Source organism: Halobacillus alkaliphilus (assembly GCF_900113125.1).
Taxonomy (GTDB): Bacteria; Bacillota; Bacilli; order Bacillales; family Halobacillaceae; genus Halobacillus; species Halobacillus alkaliphilus.
In genome coordinates this window covers 1-14,589 of the sequence record NZ_FOOG01000020.1, presented here as the reverse complement: position 1 = coordinate 14,589, position 14,589 = coordinate 1, and the positions used below count along the sequence as shown (strand labels likewise).

Here is a 14,589-nt window from a genome sequence, read left to right as displayed (position 1 = left end):
AGACAAGCGGTCATACTAATAGAGATTTGCGTAAACGGGATCTCCTAAAGAAAAGAAACGTCCAGCTTAATTTGACTGGACATTTCTTTTTTAGGAGCAGCTGGGACTCTCCCTGATTCATTTACGAAAAAAATTAAGTGTGAGCTGTCTGAATTATTTACGGCTTTCTTCATACACCTTCCGCTTGAAAGTTAAATTCTTGTACATCGCATAAAGCAGGGTTACTTCTTTGTTCACCTGTTTGAAATGTTCGCTGTACGTATATTTACCCTGAACCTGGTCGAAGCGGCTGCGAAGCTCTGCTGGTGTTAATTCAAGGAAAGTTTCGACAGCTTGTACCGAACCGGCTACTAAATGACGCTTCAACTTCTCCAGTCTCTGAAAGCCGTCAAAATCGATGGCCTGGGATTGGAAAACGTCAATCGCTTCCTTCTTCCGGCTGACATATGGAGAGATATCCACGATGCAGTTCACTTCTTCCTTAGGCAGCAATGTATTAATTTCATACAGACGGATCGTAATGTTTTCGCGTTCCATTTCCTCAAGAGTATCACGTACGAGCTGGGCGGTGGCGATGTGATCCGCATGACAGTCAACGAATACGGGGGCATAGATCACTTCCGGCTGGACTGTTTCAATCTTCGCTTTGATCCATGCTCTTGTCCGTTTGTCACTCGTCAGCTGTCCATCTTTTTCATCGAAGAAGTCGATGGAAGTAAGGTTAAGCAGTTCCTTTACTTTCCGTGCTTCCTTTTTACGGGCGGCCACTAACTCATCGGCTGCGCCCTTACTTTGGCTTCCAGAGCCGTCTGTTAAGAAAGCTACGTGCGTCTCTGCTCCACCTGCTGCATGTTTCATTAACGTGCCGCCTGCTCCAATCGTTTCATCATCCACATGCGGTGCCAACAGCAGCACGCGCTGTTCGGATACATCGTTCAATGGTCTGTCGGCTTTATAATAGCGGCTGATGACCATATGATTCGCGGGAGATAGAACTGGCCGCGCTAGTTTGAGTAATTGTCGCTTCATACATTAAATCTCCTTCTTTAATACGAATCCACATCGCCAGAGGTAATGTACCACTTGCTCGATTGATTTAAGAAGCGGAGGGATTCATTGATCTCTTTACCTACTAAAGGCATCGGGCTGTCTTTATGAGTAAATCCATTGTTCTTCAGATGGGCAGCGAGAGGGGTGTGGGCGAGTGCCCATGTCTGAATCACATCGGACTGTTTGAGCACATCAAAGCTTTTCTGAAGCAGCGCTTCCCAAATCTCTTCATCATTCGCAAGCATATCGACAATGAACCCATTTTTAAATCCGCTGCTCGTCGTTATTTTAGTGACCACGTACCCCTGGAGTATTTCTTCGTGATACACCGCATGAATTTCATATTCGTTTTCGGGATGGGACAGGTAGCGCCAATTCAAATAAGCGGCATCTCTTACTACAAGAGCCGGGGCGATGTGGCGTGTTTCCCGTGCCAGATCGTCAAATTCCGGACCACACTCCAAGATGTTTTTCCAATGAAGCGAAGAAGAGGTTGGCTTATACGGGTTTTTCCATTTCGCATACGCCAGGTCAAGGGGCTTGAGCAGTTTCAGCGGCGCGAATTTAGAGGCGAGCACGGAGACAGGCCGCTGAACGTACATCCAGCGAGGCATGTCCGTCATATGGACTGCATCTGTGTATCGGATAAATAATTCCTTCGCTTTTGGAGCGGGGAAACCGTACATGTAATCAATTCCTGCATCGCTCGCTTCGGTCAGAAGGGCTTCATTCAGTTGTTTATAGATGCCTTTTCCGCGTGCATCTGGATCAACCATCGTATCGACACGCAGGCCGATGGTTGATTTTTCACCGGATAGATAAGCCTCGGTCACCCATAAACTGATATGCCCTTGAATCGTATCGTTCTCTTCCCAGACCAGAATAAAGGGAGATTCTGATTTTGGGTTTTGTTTAAATTTCCAATTCCATAACTCATAAGAACGTTCCTGCTTGAACGTTTTTTGGAAAAGGGATTGGATCTGATTCAGGTCTTTCGGGTGGTATTTCCTAACGGTCATGTAAATGTTTCCTTTCTGCACTTTGGGGTTCCTATATAAATTATATCAAATAAAAGGGAAATACCGTATCCTCCTAACAGAAAACTCAAATCCTCTTAACGATGATTTGAGTTTCTGAGGTTCTTATTGGTTATAGATATCGATAATCCGTTTGATCAGGATTTCCTCGTTATTCTCTTCAGCGATCTGTTCCCCTTTTTGAATCATGGCAACACGCTGTTCAGGATCGGCAATGACCTCGTCGATCCCGTCACGCAGAGCAGCGGCATCTTCAGGTTTAACGAGTACGCCTGCTTCATCACTTAAGAGATAAGACAAACCGCCTACATTTGAAGCGACGACAGGGGTATGACAGGACATGGCTTCCAGCGCAACCAGTCCAAATCCTTCGATGTAAGAGGGGAGCACGAACAAATCAGCAGCAGCCATCCATTTCGCCAGGTTTTCCTGGTCCTTAACGCCGTGAAAATGAACCACCTCTTGGTTGTCCGGCTGAACGCTTTCCTTCAGTTCGGATAAATACCCTGCGTCCTTCATACTTCCTATAATATGAAGCTCCAGATTCCGACGCTCTTCGTTAAGAGACTGGAAGGCTTCCAGGAGCTCTGTCAGTCCTTTAGCTTTAATCAAATTTCCCACAAACAGCAGGTGGAAATGATCCGGGCTCAGATTTAACTCCTGCTTCATCAGCTCCGAACCTCTCGGGGCAAAAAGCTTCCGGTCGACACCCATGTTAATAAGAGAGACGCGTTCCGGGGATACCCCGTACTGACCGACGACCTCCCGCTTTAAAGCTTCTCCAACAACAATCACATGATCTGCCTGCTTCAGAATGTACTTCGTCATCGACGCGATCCATTTATTCTTTTTCGCCATCTGATCGAGATCTCCGCCGTGCGACGTCACGATCATCTTGCTTTTGAACAGCTTTTTAAAAAGTAAGGCCGGCAAGCCGCTCGGAAAAATATAGTGGGCATGCACAACGTCATACTTACGGCCGTTTGTAATCAGCTTGGTTAAAATGCGGAGCAGCCACGTTCCATACTTCATAATCAAGTTCCTCTTGCCGCCGCGGTTATCCTTATTTACGGCAATATCCATGTCCAGTCCCTTCTCACGTAGAGCCTCGACCTGATTCTTCACAAATATTCCGTAAGTAGGATTGAGCTTACTTGGATACATATTACTGATAACGAGTACGCGTTTCTTCATAAGAAACTCCTTTCTCCATGACCGGTCAGGCTTCTGATTTCTTTCCTCGTTTCCGGACGTTGTTGAGTAAGAATAAGAAAGCATTGATTTTCATGATAAAGCTTGCACCTGCAAAAACGACAGCACCGACAATCGCAACGATGATGATCTGAACGAGGTTCGGAAGCCCTCCGATTAGCTGCTGGATTCCAATAACCGCTCCGCTCATGATGATAACGGCGAAGCTGATTTTGCCATAATCAACGGCGAGGTATTTAAAATCAATCCCTCCGACCAATCGCACAAAAATGATCAGACAGGCACCGGTATAAAACAGGGCCATTAGAGAAGCGGCGAGCGGAATGCCTAAATAGCCAAGCCATGAAGCGAACAAAAAGTTGAATAAAACGTTAATCAGAATCGACCCGATACTGATGAATAAGATAAGGTGACCTTTATTCATCGTGTAGAATCCTTTATTAATGACGTTGTTCAAGCTGAAAAAGATGACAGAACCGAAGTACAGGTAGGCGACATTTGTCGTGGCCTGCGTCGCTTCATTGCTAAAAGCCCCGCGTTCGTAAAGGAGCTCGATGAGATTCGGCATTAATAGCATCATCCCGATCACAGAAGGGAGCAGGACGAGATACATCGTGGTGAGTCCTTTTTCAATCCCTTTCTTAAACTGCGGCGTATCATCTTTCGTAATGGCTTTTGACAGCATTGGAAAGATAATAGTCGCAATCGTTACTCCGAAAATGGCCTGAGGCATGTGCACGAGATTCTTCGCGTAGTTAATATACGTAACGGCCCCTTCTCCCTGTCCGGAGGCAAAGATCGCACCAACCATCAAGTTGACCTGGCCGACAGCCACAGTCAAACCGACAGGAAGAAAGATCCAGTAAAACTGCTTCACTTCCGGCCATTCAATTTTCTGCTTTACATCCATGACCTTCCGCGGAACCACAAGGTAAAGCTTGAAGATGAGCGACAGAATCGTTCCGGCCAGATAACCAAGCGCAAGGGAGTAGGCTCCGATCTGGTTGGCAAATAAAAAGGCAGCCAGGATAGAGCTCAAAATAACGATAATCTGGGAGACGATCGATAAGGAAAATTTGTTCTCCGCATCGAATAAAGCCTCAAGCACCGAGTTCATGCCTACAAAGGCAATACAGGAGAAAAAGATAATCGTCACCCATGTGGCAATCTGTGTTGCCTCGGGACTGAATTCCGGATACAGAAGCGGAATCAGGAACGGAGCGAGTGCCATGCCGATAATGGATAGAATGAATGCGAGCACAAGCGTTCCTTTAAAGACTTGTCCTAAGTATGTTTTGCCGCGATTTTTCTCAAGCGACTGAATATAGGTGGGTACTAGAGCATTTTTCATGCCATTGGTCATAAATAAAATCAGCATATTCGGGATAATGAATGCGGCGAGATACGCATCGGCAACATAGCTGTCCCCGAAGTAATAAGCGATCACCATATCTCGTATGAGTCCGGACACTTTGAGGAGCAGTGTAGCTCCAATGAAGAGTATACTTGCCAGTCCTAGTTTTGATTTCAATTGATATACCTCTTTCGACTAGACTTTGAATCTACGATGTTCGACGATTTCAACTATAAATCATATCTTTTTATTTTACCATAATTCTTTCGCATTCTTCATTTAGATGGGGGATAGAGAAAGAAACCCGCTATTCTATGTTTTAGTCAGGTAAAGCTTAATAGATTATTTTTAAAATATTTCACGAACGGGTTGGGTTGTTGGATACTCAGTTTCATTATATTGGATGGAGAAAGGGGCTCCAGGGAACAACTCGCTTTCCGCGACCCTGCACGATACAGGGTCGTTCGAACATCCCTTGTGGTGAGCTTCCTCGGGCTTAACATCCCTCCGGACCTTGCGATATATAGAGCTCGAAATCCTTTACGAACACGCCTGCTCCATGAAAAAGGAAACGTGAAATGCACCGTTAAGTTTCTAGTGTGTCCAGGTGTATGAGAACCTTGCTATAGAAGGTCTTAAGGCTGATGCCGGATGCTGGATGCTGACTTCTCCTATAGGAGGGGCTGTTCTTCTCTCATGGTTGGGGTGGCGAAGGAAATGACGAGACTCCCACGGGAGAAGGAGCTAGGCGAGACCCCACAGGGAGTGACAGCGACCGAGGAGGCTTGCCAGTTCCCCCGTAGGAAAGCGAGTTGTTTCCGTAGCCGCCCCCGGCTATATTTTGGCAACAGACCCGGGTTGCCTCGAAGTCGAGTCTTCAACACTTGGGCTCGACTGTATAACTGGACTCTTCTGAAAAATCAACAATAAACTTTAAAAGAGTTTATGATCTAAAAACCGGACATCCTTTGCTTAGTAGAGCAGGAGGATGTCCGGCGGGGTAAAGCTATTTGGATGAGGAGGCGAGTTTTTTCGCTTCCCGGTGATCATTTTGCATTTTTAACATATTGATGATGAGAAGAGACATAGACACAGCCAGATAAATGCTGACAGCCGGAGCATATAGCACATGGCCGGCGATAAAGGCGATGCCGGCACCAAACCCGATTGATAAGAGAATCAGCAGGTTTTCCGGATGCAGCAGCCTGCCTGGGACCTGGAACAACAGCTTAATAAACAGACCGATAATAAATAGGAATGGCAGAAGGATTAAGGTAAAACCTAAGATTCCATAAGAGAAGAATAAATCAAAGAAATCCATCTCGATTAACTTCCTGTCTTCCATGGCTGTATAGTTCCCGGCATACCCCATGCCAAATGTTTTCTGGACGATGTCCGCGTTCGTATAATCTTGATAGAGTTCGGCGAAATATAAATTACGGGCGCTTAAAAGGATGACGAGAATCGGCGAATCCATTAGCTTTGCTTTCTCTTCTTCTTCCTGTTTAGCTTGATCACTCTCTGAAGAGCCTTCACTTTCTTTATCTCCCGGATCCTGATCCCCGGTATCCGATGGTTTATCCTTTTCTTGTTCCGCTGTTTTTTCCTCAATGGCTCCAATATCTCCAGCTACGTTAGAGAACGCGGGAGAAAAAGGGGAAACAGCTACAAACAGAAGCAGGAAACAGAAAGAAAGCACAAGGCGCAGCGTGAGTAAGGAATCATTTTGTTTCTTTTTCCATTGAATAAGCCAATAAATAAGGTAGCTAAAGAACACAATCACCGCTGCCATAAGTACGGCAAAATAAGGGACTTTGGTTCCAATCAGAATCGAGACGATGGCAAGCAGCATAACAGGTATAAAAAGGTAAGAGTTCTTAAATCTTTCAATTTTATACAAAGCGTAAAGGTAAACAAGAGGGAAACTGATCGAGACGATCGAACCCAGTTCATTTCCGGCAAAGAACCAGCCTTTATAGCCAAACTTATTCCACTCGTAAGTTTCCGTTGAAGTTCCTGTTAAGATCGCCACTAGCAAAGAAATGGAAACGATCAGCATAGCCGCTGAAATCGCCCGGAGAATTCTAAGACGAACGGTGGAAACCTTCTCAATGGTTGTGAATAGCAGCAAATAAGAGCCTAGCATAATTGAGAAATAAGCGGTTTTAGCTACAAATTGCAGTTCTGTAAATGGATCAAAAATAGGTTTGGCGAAATAATTGTACACGAGTCCAAATCCAAAAGCAGCGGCGAGGGCAGCTAAATAAAGAATGATCGGTTTCTTATACCGGCTCGAATTGCCGAACAGAATAAACCATAAGGAAAGGACCATGAATAGCACACGCACTACAATACCGATGGTTAAACTGGAGTCTGTCCAGCGAATGGATAAGAACGTAAGAATGTCTAATGCAGGTTGAAAAATAATGAATAAGAGTAATAATTTCGTGTAAAAATCTTTATGTAAAATTTTAGGCAAAGGTGACCACCTCAATGTTTGGAATATTCTATGATATGACATATTGAAGTATAAACCATTACTAATCGACTGTCTATGCGTCATCTGGGATGGTTACAAGATTGATAAGAATGTAATAGAAGTTGAATGTACAGGTCGCAAAGCCGTATAATAAATTCATGTGAAGAAATGATCATAATAGCTTACCAAGCAGAAATAAGGTACAATAAGAAGTTGAGAAACTTGCTTTTAATCTAACGCTTGCATCAGGATATATCATGTTTAAAAATGCCCTGTAAAGGAAAAGCATTCCCCGAACGTCATAAATGTATGAACGAAACCGAACTATATAGAGTGTGCCCGCTTGCGGGGATTTTTTTATGACGATCCGAACGGCATACATAAATTAATTTAGCAGGCAGCCTGGATTTTAAATCAACCTTATTTCTTAAAAAGGAATAAGCAGATAAATGAAAAAAACACCCCATCAATATCGTCCGCATAAAAGACGATATTAATAGGAATGGTTCAGATAGAGAAAGGGAGTATGGTTATGAAGAAGTCACTCTGTGTCGTTGGGCTTGGTTATATCGGCCTGCCTACATCAGTTATGTTTGCGATTAACGGTCACCAGGTTCATGGTGTCGATGTAAATCGGAAAGCTGTAGAGATGGTGAATGCCAAACAGCTTCATATAGAAGAAAATGGTCTGCAGGAGCGGCTGGAAGAAGCAGTAGACAGCGGAAAATTCACGGCCTCTCTCGAACCGACGGAAGCGGATGTATTCGTCATCGCGGTTCCTTCTCCTATTCGTGAGGACAAAACGGCGAATCTTGATTACGTAAAGAAAGCTACTGAATCAATTGTACCGTTTGTAAAGGAAGGGAATCTTGTCATTTTAGAATCAACGGTTCCGCCAAGAACGGTAGAAGACGTTATGCTTCCTGTATTGGAAGAAACGGGACTTACTATAGGAGAAGAGTTATTCGTCTCTCATTCGCCTGAGCGTGTTATCCCAGGCAAAGTATTTCAGGAACTGGTGGATAATGACCGCATTGTCGGGGGCATCAATGAGAAGTCTTCCGAGATGACAAAGGACTTGTACCTGTCCTTTGTAAAAGGAAATATCCATTTAACCGATGCCACTACGGCAGAAATGGCCAAAGTAATTGAAAACACGTACCGCGATGTGAATATCGCTTTTGCGAATGAGCTGGCCTTAATCAGTGATCAAATCGGCGTGAATTCATGGGAAGCCATTAAACTGGCCAATTATCACCCGCGGGTAAATATTCATACGCCTGGCCCAGGAGTCGGCGGCCATTGTATCGCCGTGGATCCATGGTTCCTGGCCGAAATTCAGCCTGATCTTTCGAAGATCATACAGCTGTCCCGTAATACGAATGATCATATGCCGGTATATACAGCTGGAGAAATCGAATCATTCCTGAAAGAGCAGCACATTCAAGATCCAAAAGTGGCTCTGTTTGGACTTTCTTTCAAAGCGAATATCGATGACCAGCGTGAAAGCCCATCCTTGAAAGTAATTCTGGAACTTGTTGAGAGAGGCATCAGCTTCTCCTCCTACGATCCGCATATTAAAGAAAATGTCGCTTCCAACCAGACCCAGAGCATGGATGAAGCTCTAGAGGGAGCCGATATTGTCGTCATTCTCACAGACCACGATGAGTTTAAACAGCTTGACCCTGCACACATACAAGGTAAAATGAGAAGTAGACTTGTATTTGATACGAAAAATGCACTATCGTTAGACCAATGGAAAGACGCAGGATTTCTCACGAAACGACTGGGAGATTCAAAAAACGGATAGGGGTCCAGGTGAAATCATGAAGGAACAGTTCTTAGGAGTCGACGTAAGCAGTTATTCTTACGAGGAACTCAAGCAAAACATCATAGCTGATATTGAACAGAGAAGGCAGTCCTTTATTGTAGCCATTAACCCAGAGAAGATTCTGCAGGCTCAAGAGGATCCCAATTTAAAGAACCTTTTAAATAAGGCTACGTACCAGATTCCTGATGGGGTTGGGGTTCTGCTCGCTTCAAAGATGAACCGGGGGGATATCTCAAGCCGCGTGACCGGCATTGATATGCTTCTTGCCTTGTGCGAGCAGGCATCGGCCCATGATAAATCGGTGTTCCTTTATGGAGCAAAGCCAGGAGTAGCTGAAAAAGCGAAAGACGGTCTGCTGAAAAGGTATCCTAACCTTAAAGTGGCGGGGGTACTCGATGGTTATGAGAAGGATCAGGAGCATGTGATCCAGACGATTAACGAGGCGAAACCGGATGTTCTTTTTGTAGCGTTAGGAAGTCCGAAGCAGGAATATTGGATTGTGGATCACATGAAGGACCTGGATGTACGGATATTCCAGGGAGTCGGTGGTTCGTTTGACGTTATTTCCGGCCGGGTGAAGCGAGCGCCAAGATTCTTCCAGAAATTCGGCATTGAATGGCTGTACCGTTTAATTACAGAACCGTGGAGGCTGAAGCGTCAGATTAAACTCCCGACGTTTCTCTATAAGGTCTGGAAAGAGCGGAAGTAAAAAGCATAAACGTACGTTAGAGTGCTGGATCATTAGACGATCCAGCACTCTTTAGTTTGAGCCTCCTACAGAAAAGCTCCCGATTGTGCAATAGCTCTTTTATGAGATTCCATCACAGCATTTAATTGCATCATTATAAAAAAGCCGGGAACTTCTGATTCGCAGAAGTTCCCGGCTTTTAGTGTGCTTTCATTAGGAGCGTTTATTACCTGAGTGAGTAGAGTGGTGTCTCTCTGAAGTTCGAGTACGTTTTTCTGACTCTTGAGTCCTTACATTGGAAAATGGATCATCCGGGTTTCCGTGGTTCTTGGTTGAATCCGAATGGTCATCATGGCTATTGACTGCTGTGTCATGCTCATGGTTGTGTTTCGTGTGAGAATGCTCATCATGATTTCGATGAGAATCTGCAGAATCATGGTGATCATCATGATTGTGATTATTGTAAGGTTCAGGGTACATCGCTTTATTTTCTGTCTTATTGGTTAGGAAAGCGCGATAAACTTTGTCTTGAAGTCCTTGTGTGGCTTCAACAATGACAATGACTTTTCCTTCTTTCAGATGGTTCTCGTACATCTGGGCATCCTTTTCAGACATGCCTGCGCCAACTAGCGCACCAACGATCCCACCGCCGCCGGCACCTACTCCTGCACCGGTAAGGGCAGCAGCAATTGGACCTGCAGCAGCAATCTGACCGATTCCTGGGATGGCCAGCAGACCTAATCCAGCAATCAAACCGCCAATTCCACCCAGTATTCCACCGGATGCCGCACCTAAACCTGCGCCTTTACCAGTGTTTTTACCTCGCCCGCCTTTATTGGAGCGTACGGGTGTTTCCATCTCATCTTCTAACACGGCCACTTTACTTTTATCTTTTGCAAAAACAGATATGTCGTTGGATCCATATCCGTGATATTGAAGATCCGTAATCGCTTGTTCGGCATTTCCCACTTTACTAAATACGCCGCCTATAATTCTCTTATCCATAAATTGTGCCTCCTTTTGTTTCTTCCAATAATATTCCATACCCTAAATGAAGTGGTGTAAGCTTTCAAAAAAGAAAAATAAGCCGTTAGTAGGAAAGACGAATACGGCTTTGGTTGGGCTTTTTGGAGTACTGAATGGATAGGCTCATTCAGGAAGAACCCTCTGTTTCTCGCTCAGGAAAGCGGGAGACTGGCAGGGCAGCATTTTCCGAGAAATAAAAAAGATTGGCAGAATCGGAACCATACTGAAAAAACCCAGAAATTAGCTGAACCTGCCAATTCGTAAACCAAAAGAATTAGTGTGAATTTCTTATCATTTGAAAAATTTAGTAGTAACTCTTCATTGATGTATGAGAGAATCTTAAAAGAGCAAGGAGGTGCCCCATGAAAATACGACTTGGTTTCTTAGCATTGATGATCTTACTAGGTGCTGCCTCGATCGGGAAAGCGATCTACGATACCAATGTATTTAAAGTTAACCATGTAAACGTTGAAAGCAGCGAGCTTCCCGAGGGCGAGGAGCTTGAAATATTACAAATTACTGACTTACATAATAAGGTGTTCGGCGACGAAAATGAAAAACTGGTTCGTACAGCTGAAGAATTGAACCCTGATCTGATTGTCATTACCGGAGATTTGATCGACCATAGTACCGAGCAGTTACAACATGTTTTTAACCTGGCAGAGAAATTGAAAGCCATCCAGAAAGACATTTATTATGTATCGGGCAACCACGAATGGGAAAATGATCGGACAGAAGAATTGTTCCAGGGGCTTCGGGAAAGAAACATTACAATGCTGGACAATACCAATGTTACATTCCAGCGGGAGAACACTACGATTAACATCGCCGGAATCGCAGACAGTTCCACAGACCATGAAAATATGAAACAAGCCTTTGAGGGGATCGATAACAACGCTTATACGATTCTTCTGTCTCATTCTCCAAACGTTGTGACTAAGTACGACGGCATTCAGGCCGACTTGATTTTGAGCGGTCATACGCACGGCGGGCAGGTTCGATTCCCATTCATTGGCGCAGTAGTGGCTCCAGATCAAGGCTTATTTCCGGAACTAACGAAAGGAGTCTATCAAGTAGATTCCGGTTCAACGCTCTATATTGATAGCGGATTGGGAACGAGTATCGCTCCCGTACGGTTCTGGAATCAGAGCCAGATGAGCCTGCTTACCATTTCCGATTCTAATGAAGCAAACTAATCACCAAACGTCATTTCACTGTGGAATGACGTTCAGAAATTCAGATGGCGTTCAGGAGCTTAATGACGATTCGCGCGAAACCTTCCCCCAGCCACTTGAGGACTCGAACCGGTAAAAAGATCAGCTCGGGGATTAATGTGAATAATAGGTCTAAAATATCTCTCTTATGAGTTTTGTTTTTCCGCTGCTTACTCACAGTACTCAGCTCCTTTTTCATTATTTCCAATTTATTTCTTGATAACAGGATTACGAATTTTTGAGGAAAAGCGTTTCATCTTCCCGTTTTTAAATCCGGGGCAGGGCTTTCTGCTTCCTTCATAGGTCACCGTCCTAAAGCCTTTTTTCCCATATATTTAAAGGAGACTCGTTTCCGTTAATATTTGGTGTATAATAGGAAACAATCTATGTTAAGATACGGTGCAAGGGTAAGACACTCGTCTTTAGGATGGGTGTCTTTTTGTTAGGCTTATGATCGAGACTGTTACGATGGTTCCTGTGCTAAAAGGAGAAAGGTGCACAGAAACTGCACAAACTTTTCATTAAATAAGACTATGGAAAAGTTGAAGTTAAATGTTGCACGGCGCAACTAGGTTTGAGTACGGCTCAATTGAGGAAGAGCACGGCTCAATTGAGGTGTAGGACGGCCCAATCGAGTCAGAGGACGGCGCAATTGAGGTAGAGCACGGCCCAATCGAGGTAGAGCACGGCCCAATTGAGGTGTAGGACGGCCCAATCGAGTCAGAGCACGGCCCAATCGAGGAAGAGGACGGCCCAATTGAGTCAGAGGACGGCCCAATCGAAGCAGAGGACGGCTCAATCGAGGTGGAGCACGGCCCAATTGAGGCAGAGGACGGCTCAATTGAGGTGTAGGACGGCCCAATTGAGACAGCTTACCGCCCAATCAGGCCCAAGTCTTACATGAAAAATATGATTTTTATAAATAAAGGAGAGCCATCATGAAACTCCAGGAATTAGTCTATGAACTTGAATCAAAATCAGAAGTTATAAATAAGAATGTGGACGAAACCATGCAAATCAGCGGTTTAGCTGATAATACCAGTCAGATAGAGGAAGGGTATTTGTTTATAGCCATTAAGGGGTTTTTGAAAGATGGACATACCTATATAGATGAAGCCATTCAAAAAGGAGCAGCTGTCATCATAGGAGAAGCAGACCTCCAAAATCCAGGGGTCCCTTATGTACAAGTAAAGAATGCTAGGAAGGCTTTAGGAATCATAAGCAGTAAATATTATGATTATCCTTCGCGAAATAAAACACTGATCGGGATCACAGGAACCAATGGGAAAACGACGACAAGTTATCTGGTCAAGCATATATTAGCCTCTTTGGGCCATTCGTGCGCTTTATTTGGATCGATTCATAACATAATTAATGGGGTGGATTATCCATCTCAACATACGACTCCTAATTCCCTGGAAATTAACCGGATGTTATCGGAGAGTAATGATGACGTGGTGGTTATGGAGGTCACGTCTCATGCTTTAACGCAATATCGTGTCGAAGGGTTAGCTTATGATCTCGCTCTTTTCACGAACCTCTCCCATGATCATCTGGATTATCACGATTCTATGGAAGAGTACTTTGAAGCGAAGAAAATGTTATTTGATCTGCTGAAAAGTGATGGAAAAGCAGTGATTAATACGGATGACTCCTGGGGACAAAAACTGGCGGATATCTTAAAGGAAGATGGCACATCCACTTATCGTATAGGAGAAATGAGCGGAAGTGACTTCCGTATTGTGGAATCGAATTTTAACCCGCCGCGCGTAAAGGTTCAGGAAAAGAATGAAGTCACGTCAATTGATTCGAATATGTACGGGATTCACAATATGTACAATGTAACGATGGCTTATGCCGCAGCCAAAGTATTGGGAAGGAAGCCGGCAGAGATTCTGAGCTCCATTCAGAATTTTGAAGGGGTAAAAGGACGCTTCCAGATCATTACTCGCCACGATGTGAACTTTGTCATCGATTATGCTCATACCCCGGATGCCATCTTTCACTGCTTAAGCACTGCTAGACAAGGCGGGGCTGAGAAAGTTATTCACGTCTTTGGCTTTAGAGGAGACCGGGACCGGACGAAACGACGCGAGATGATGGCGATCACCTCTGAATTAAGTGATCACTATATTCTCACGTTCGATGATTTAAATTCCGTTTCAAAAGAAGATATGGAAAAAGAGCTGCAGCATTTGCAAAATGAACATGGCAATGAAAAAGGGCGGATTGTAACGGATCGAACGAAAGCGATTAAGCAAGCTATGGAATTAGCGGAGGCAGGCGACTGGGTTTTGATCACGGGTAAAGGGAATGAAGCTTACCAGCAACGCTATGACCTGCCTGCGGAATCAGATGAAGATATGGTTAAAAGTTTATCTTACCAGCCTTAAAAAAGTACTTGTTAAAACGACCGGCTTCCCTCGATCCCATAAGGAAGAGACCGAGGAGGCGAACCATTGGTAAATTCTCTCCTGTTAAAAGCAGCTGCAATTAGCATCGGGGGTTTTTATGATGACTCTGTTCAATGATGCTTTGGGTCTTACAAAAGAGACATATTGCACAATAGGGCCGGGTAGTTGAAGACTCGAATTCAAGATATTGTGTGGAGAAGGGGCTCCAGGGAACGACTCGCTTTCCGCGGGCATGCGCTGAGTCTCCTCAGGCTGGCGCCTTCCGGGGCCTCACCTGTCATGTT

The 14,589-nt window shown here is 44.5% G+C and carries 11 protein-coding genes; 4 read left to right on the top strand and 7 right to left on the bottom strand.

The window, feature by feature from the left end; all coding sequences use genetic code 11:
* Positions 1-153: 153 nt before the first annotated feature.
* The 5 genes from BMZ06_RS11620 to BMZ06_RS11595 all read right to left on the bottom strand — a co-directional run bounded on the left by BMZ06_RS11620 (position 154) and on the right by BMZ06_RS11595 (position 7,132).
* A complete protein-coding gene (locus tag BMZ06_RS11620) occupies positions 154-1,029 on the bottom strand; it encodes a PIG-L deacetylase family protein (RefSeq protein ID WP_089752207.1) in 876 nt (291 codons plus the stop codon).
* Between the two features lie 17 nt (positions 1,030-1,046).
* Positions 1,047-2,069 carry a GNAT family N-acetyltransferase gene (locus tag BMZ06_RS11615; RefSeq protein WP_089752206.1) on the bottom strand — a complete coding sequence of 341 codons (1,023 nt, stop codon included), beginning with the start codon at positions 2,067-2,069 and terminating at the stop codon, positions 1,047-1,049.
* A gap of 123 nt (positions 2,070-2,192) precedes the next feature.
* A complete protein-coding gene (locus BMZ06_RS11610) occupies positions 2,193-3,281 on the bottom strand; it encodes a glycosyltransferase (RefSeq protein ID WP_089752205.1) in 1,089 nt (362 codons plus the stop codon).
* A gap of 25 nt (positions 3,282-3,306) precedes the next feature.
* Positions 3,307-4,830: a murein biosynthesis integral membrane protein MurJ gene (murJ, locus tag BMZ06_RS11605; RefSeq protein WP_089752204.1), complete on the bottom strand. Its 1,524-nt coding sequence runs from the start codon at positions 4,828-4,830 to the stop codon at positions 3,307-3,309.
* A gap of 829 nt (positions 4,831-5,659) precedes the next feature.
* Entirely contained in the window at positions 5,660-7,132 is a 1,473-nt protein-coding gene (locus tag BMZ06_RS11595) for an O-antigen ligase family protein (RefSeq protein ID WP_175477878.1), read from the bottom strand.
* Between the two features lie 532 nt (positions 7,133-7,664).
* Here BMZ06_RS11595 and BMZ06_RS11590 point away from each other — a divergent pair.
* Both BMZ06_RS11590 and BMZ06_RS11585 read left to right on the top strand, forming a co-directional pair.
* Positions 7,665-8,942 (top strand): nucleotide sugar dehydrogenase, encoded by a 1,278-nt coding sequence (locus BMZ06_RS11590; RefSeq protein ID WP_089752201.1) that lies wholly within the window; start codon positions 7,665-7,667, stop codon positions 8,940-8,942.
* Positions 8,943-8,958: 16 nt separating this feature from the next.
* Positions 8,959-9,672 carry a WecB/TagA/CpsF family glycosyltransferase gene (locus BMZ06_RS11585; RefSeq protein ID WP_089752200.1) on the top strand — a complete coding sequence of 238 codons (714 nt, stop codon included), beginning with the start codon at positions 8,959-8,961 and terminating at the stop codon, positions 9,670-9,672.
* A gap of 192 nt (positions 9,673-9,864) precedes the next feature.
* Here the strand turns inward: BMZ06_RS11585 and BMZ06_RS11580 are convergent, their stop codons facing one another.
* Positions 9,865-10,656, bottom strand: coding sequence for a low temperature-induced protein (locus BMZ06_RS11580; protein WP_175477877.1), 792 nt, complete (start codon positions 10,654-10,656; stop codon positions 9,865-9,867).
* Positions 10,657-11,039: 383 nt separating this feature from the next.
* Between BMZ06_RS11580 and BMZ06_RS11575 the strand changes: the two genes are divergently transcribed.
* Positions 11,040-11,873 (top strand): metallophosphoesterase, encoded by an 834-nt coding sequence (locus BMZ06_RS11575; RefSeq protein WP_089752199.1) that lies wholly within the window; start codon positions 11,040-11,042, stop codon positions 11,871-11,873.
* 586 nt (positions 11,874-12,459) lie between these two features.
* On the opposite strand, the gene BMZ06_RS20430 is transcribed toward BMZ06_RS11575, so the two are convergent.
* Entirely contained in the window at positions 12,460-12,774 is a 315-nt protein-coding gene (locus BMZ06_RS20430; protein WP_139205825.1) for a hypothetical protein, read from the bottom strand.
* A 55-nt stretch (positions 12,775-12,829) separates the two neighbouring features.
* Between BMZ06_RS20430 and BMZ06_RS11570 the strand changes: the two genes are divergently transcribed.
* A complete protein-coding gene (locus BMZ06_RS11570; protein ID WP_089752198.1) occupies positions 12,830-14,284 on the top strand; it encodes a UDP-N-acetylmuramoyl-L-alanyl-D-glutamate--2,6-diaminopimelate ligase in 1,455 nt (484 codons plus the stop codon).
* Positions 14,285-14,589: the final 305 nt, after the last annotated feature.

Excerpts from the sequence above, each read along its gene's own strand:
- BMZ06_RS11620 (WP_089752207.1), bottom strand. The coding sequence starts at position 1,029 with ATGAAGCGACAATTACTCAAACTAGCGCGGCCAGTTCTATCTCCCGCG.
- BMZ06_RS11615 (WP_089752206.1), bottom strand. The coding sequence starts at position 2,069 with ATGACCGTTAGGAAATACCACCCGAAAGACCTGAATCAGATCCAATCC.
- BMZ06_RS11610 (WP_089752205.1), bottom strand. The coding sequence starts at position 3,281 with ATGAAGAAACGCGTACTCGTTATCAGTAATATGTATCCAAGTAAGCTC.
- BMZ06_RS11590 (WP_089752201.1), top strand. The coding sequence starts at position 7,665 with ATGAAGAAGTCACTCTGTGTCGTTGGGCTTGGTTATATCGGCCTGCCT.
- BMZ06_RS11585 (WP_089752200.1), top strand. The coding sequence starts at position 8,959 with ATGAAGGAACAGTTCTTAGGAGTCGACGTAAGCAGTTATTCTTACGAG.
- BMZ06_RS11580 (WP_175477877.1), bottom strand. The coding sequence starts at position 10,656 with ATGGATAAGAGAATTATAGGCGGCGTATTTAGTAAAGTGGGAAATGCC.
- BMZ06_RS11575 (WP_089752199.1), top strand. The coding sequence starts at position 11,040 with ATGAAAATACGACTTGGTTTCTTAGCATTGATGATCTTACTAGGTGCT.
- BMZ06_RS11570 (WP_089752198.1), top strand. The coding sequence starts at position 12,830 with ATGAAACTCCAGGAATTAGTCTATGAACTTGAATCAAAATCAGAAGTT.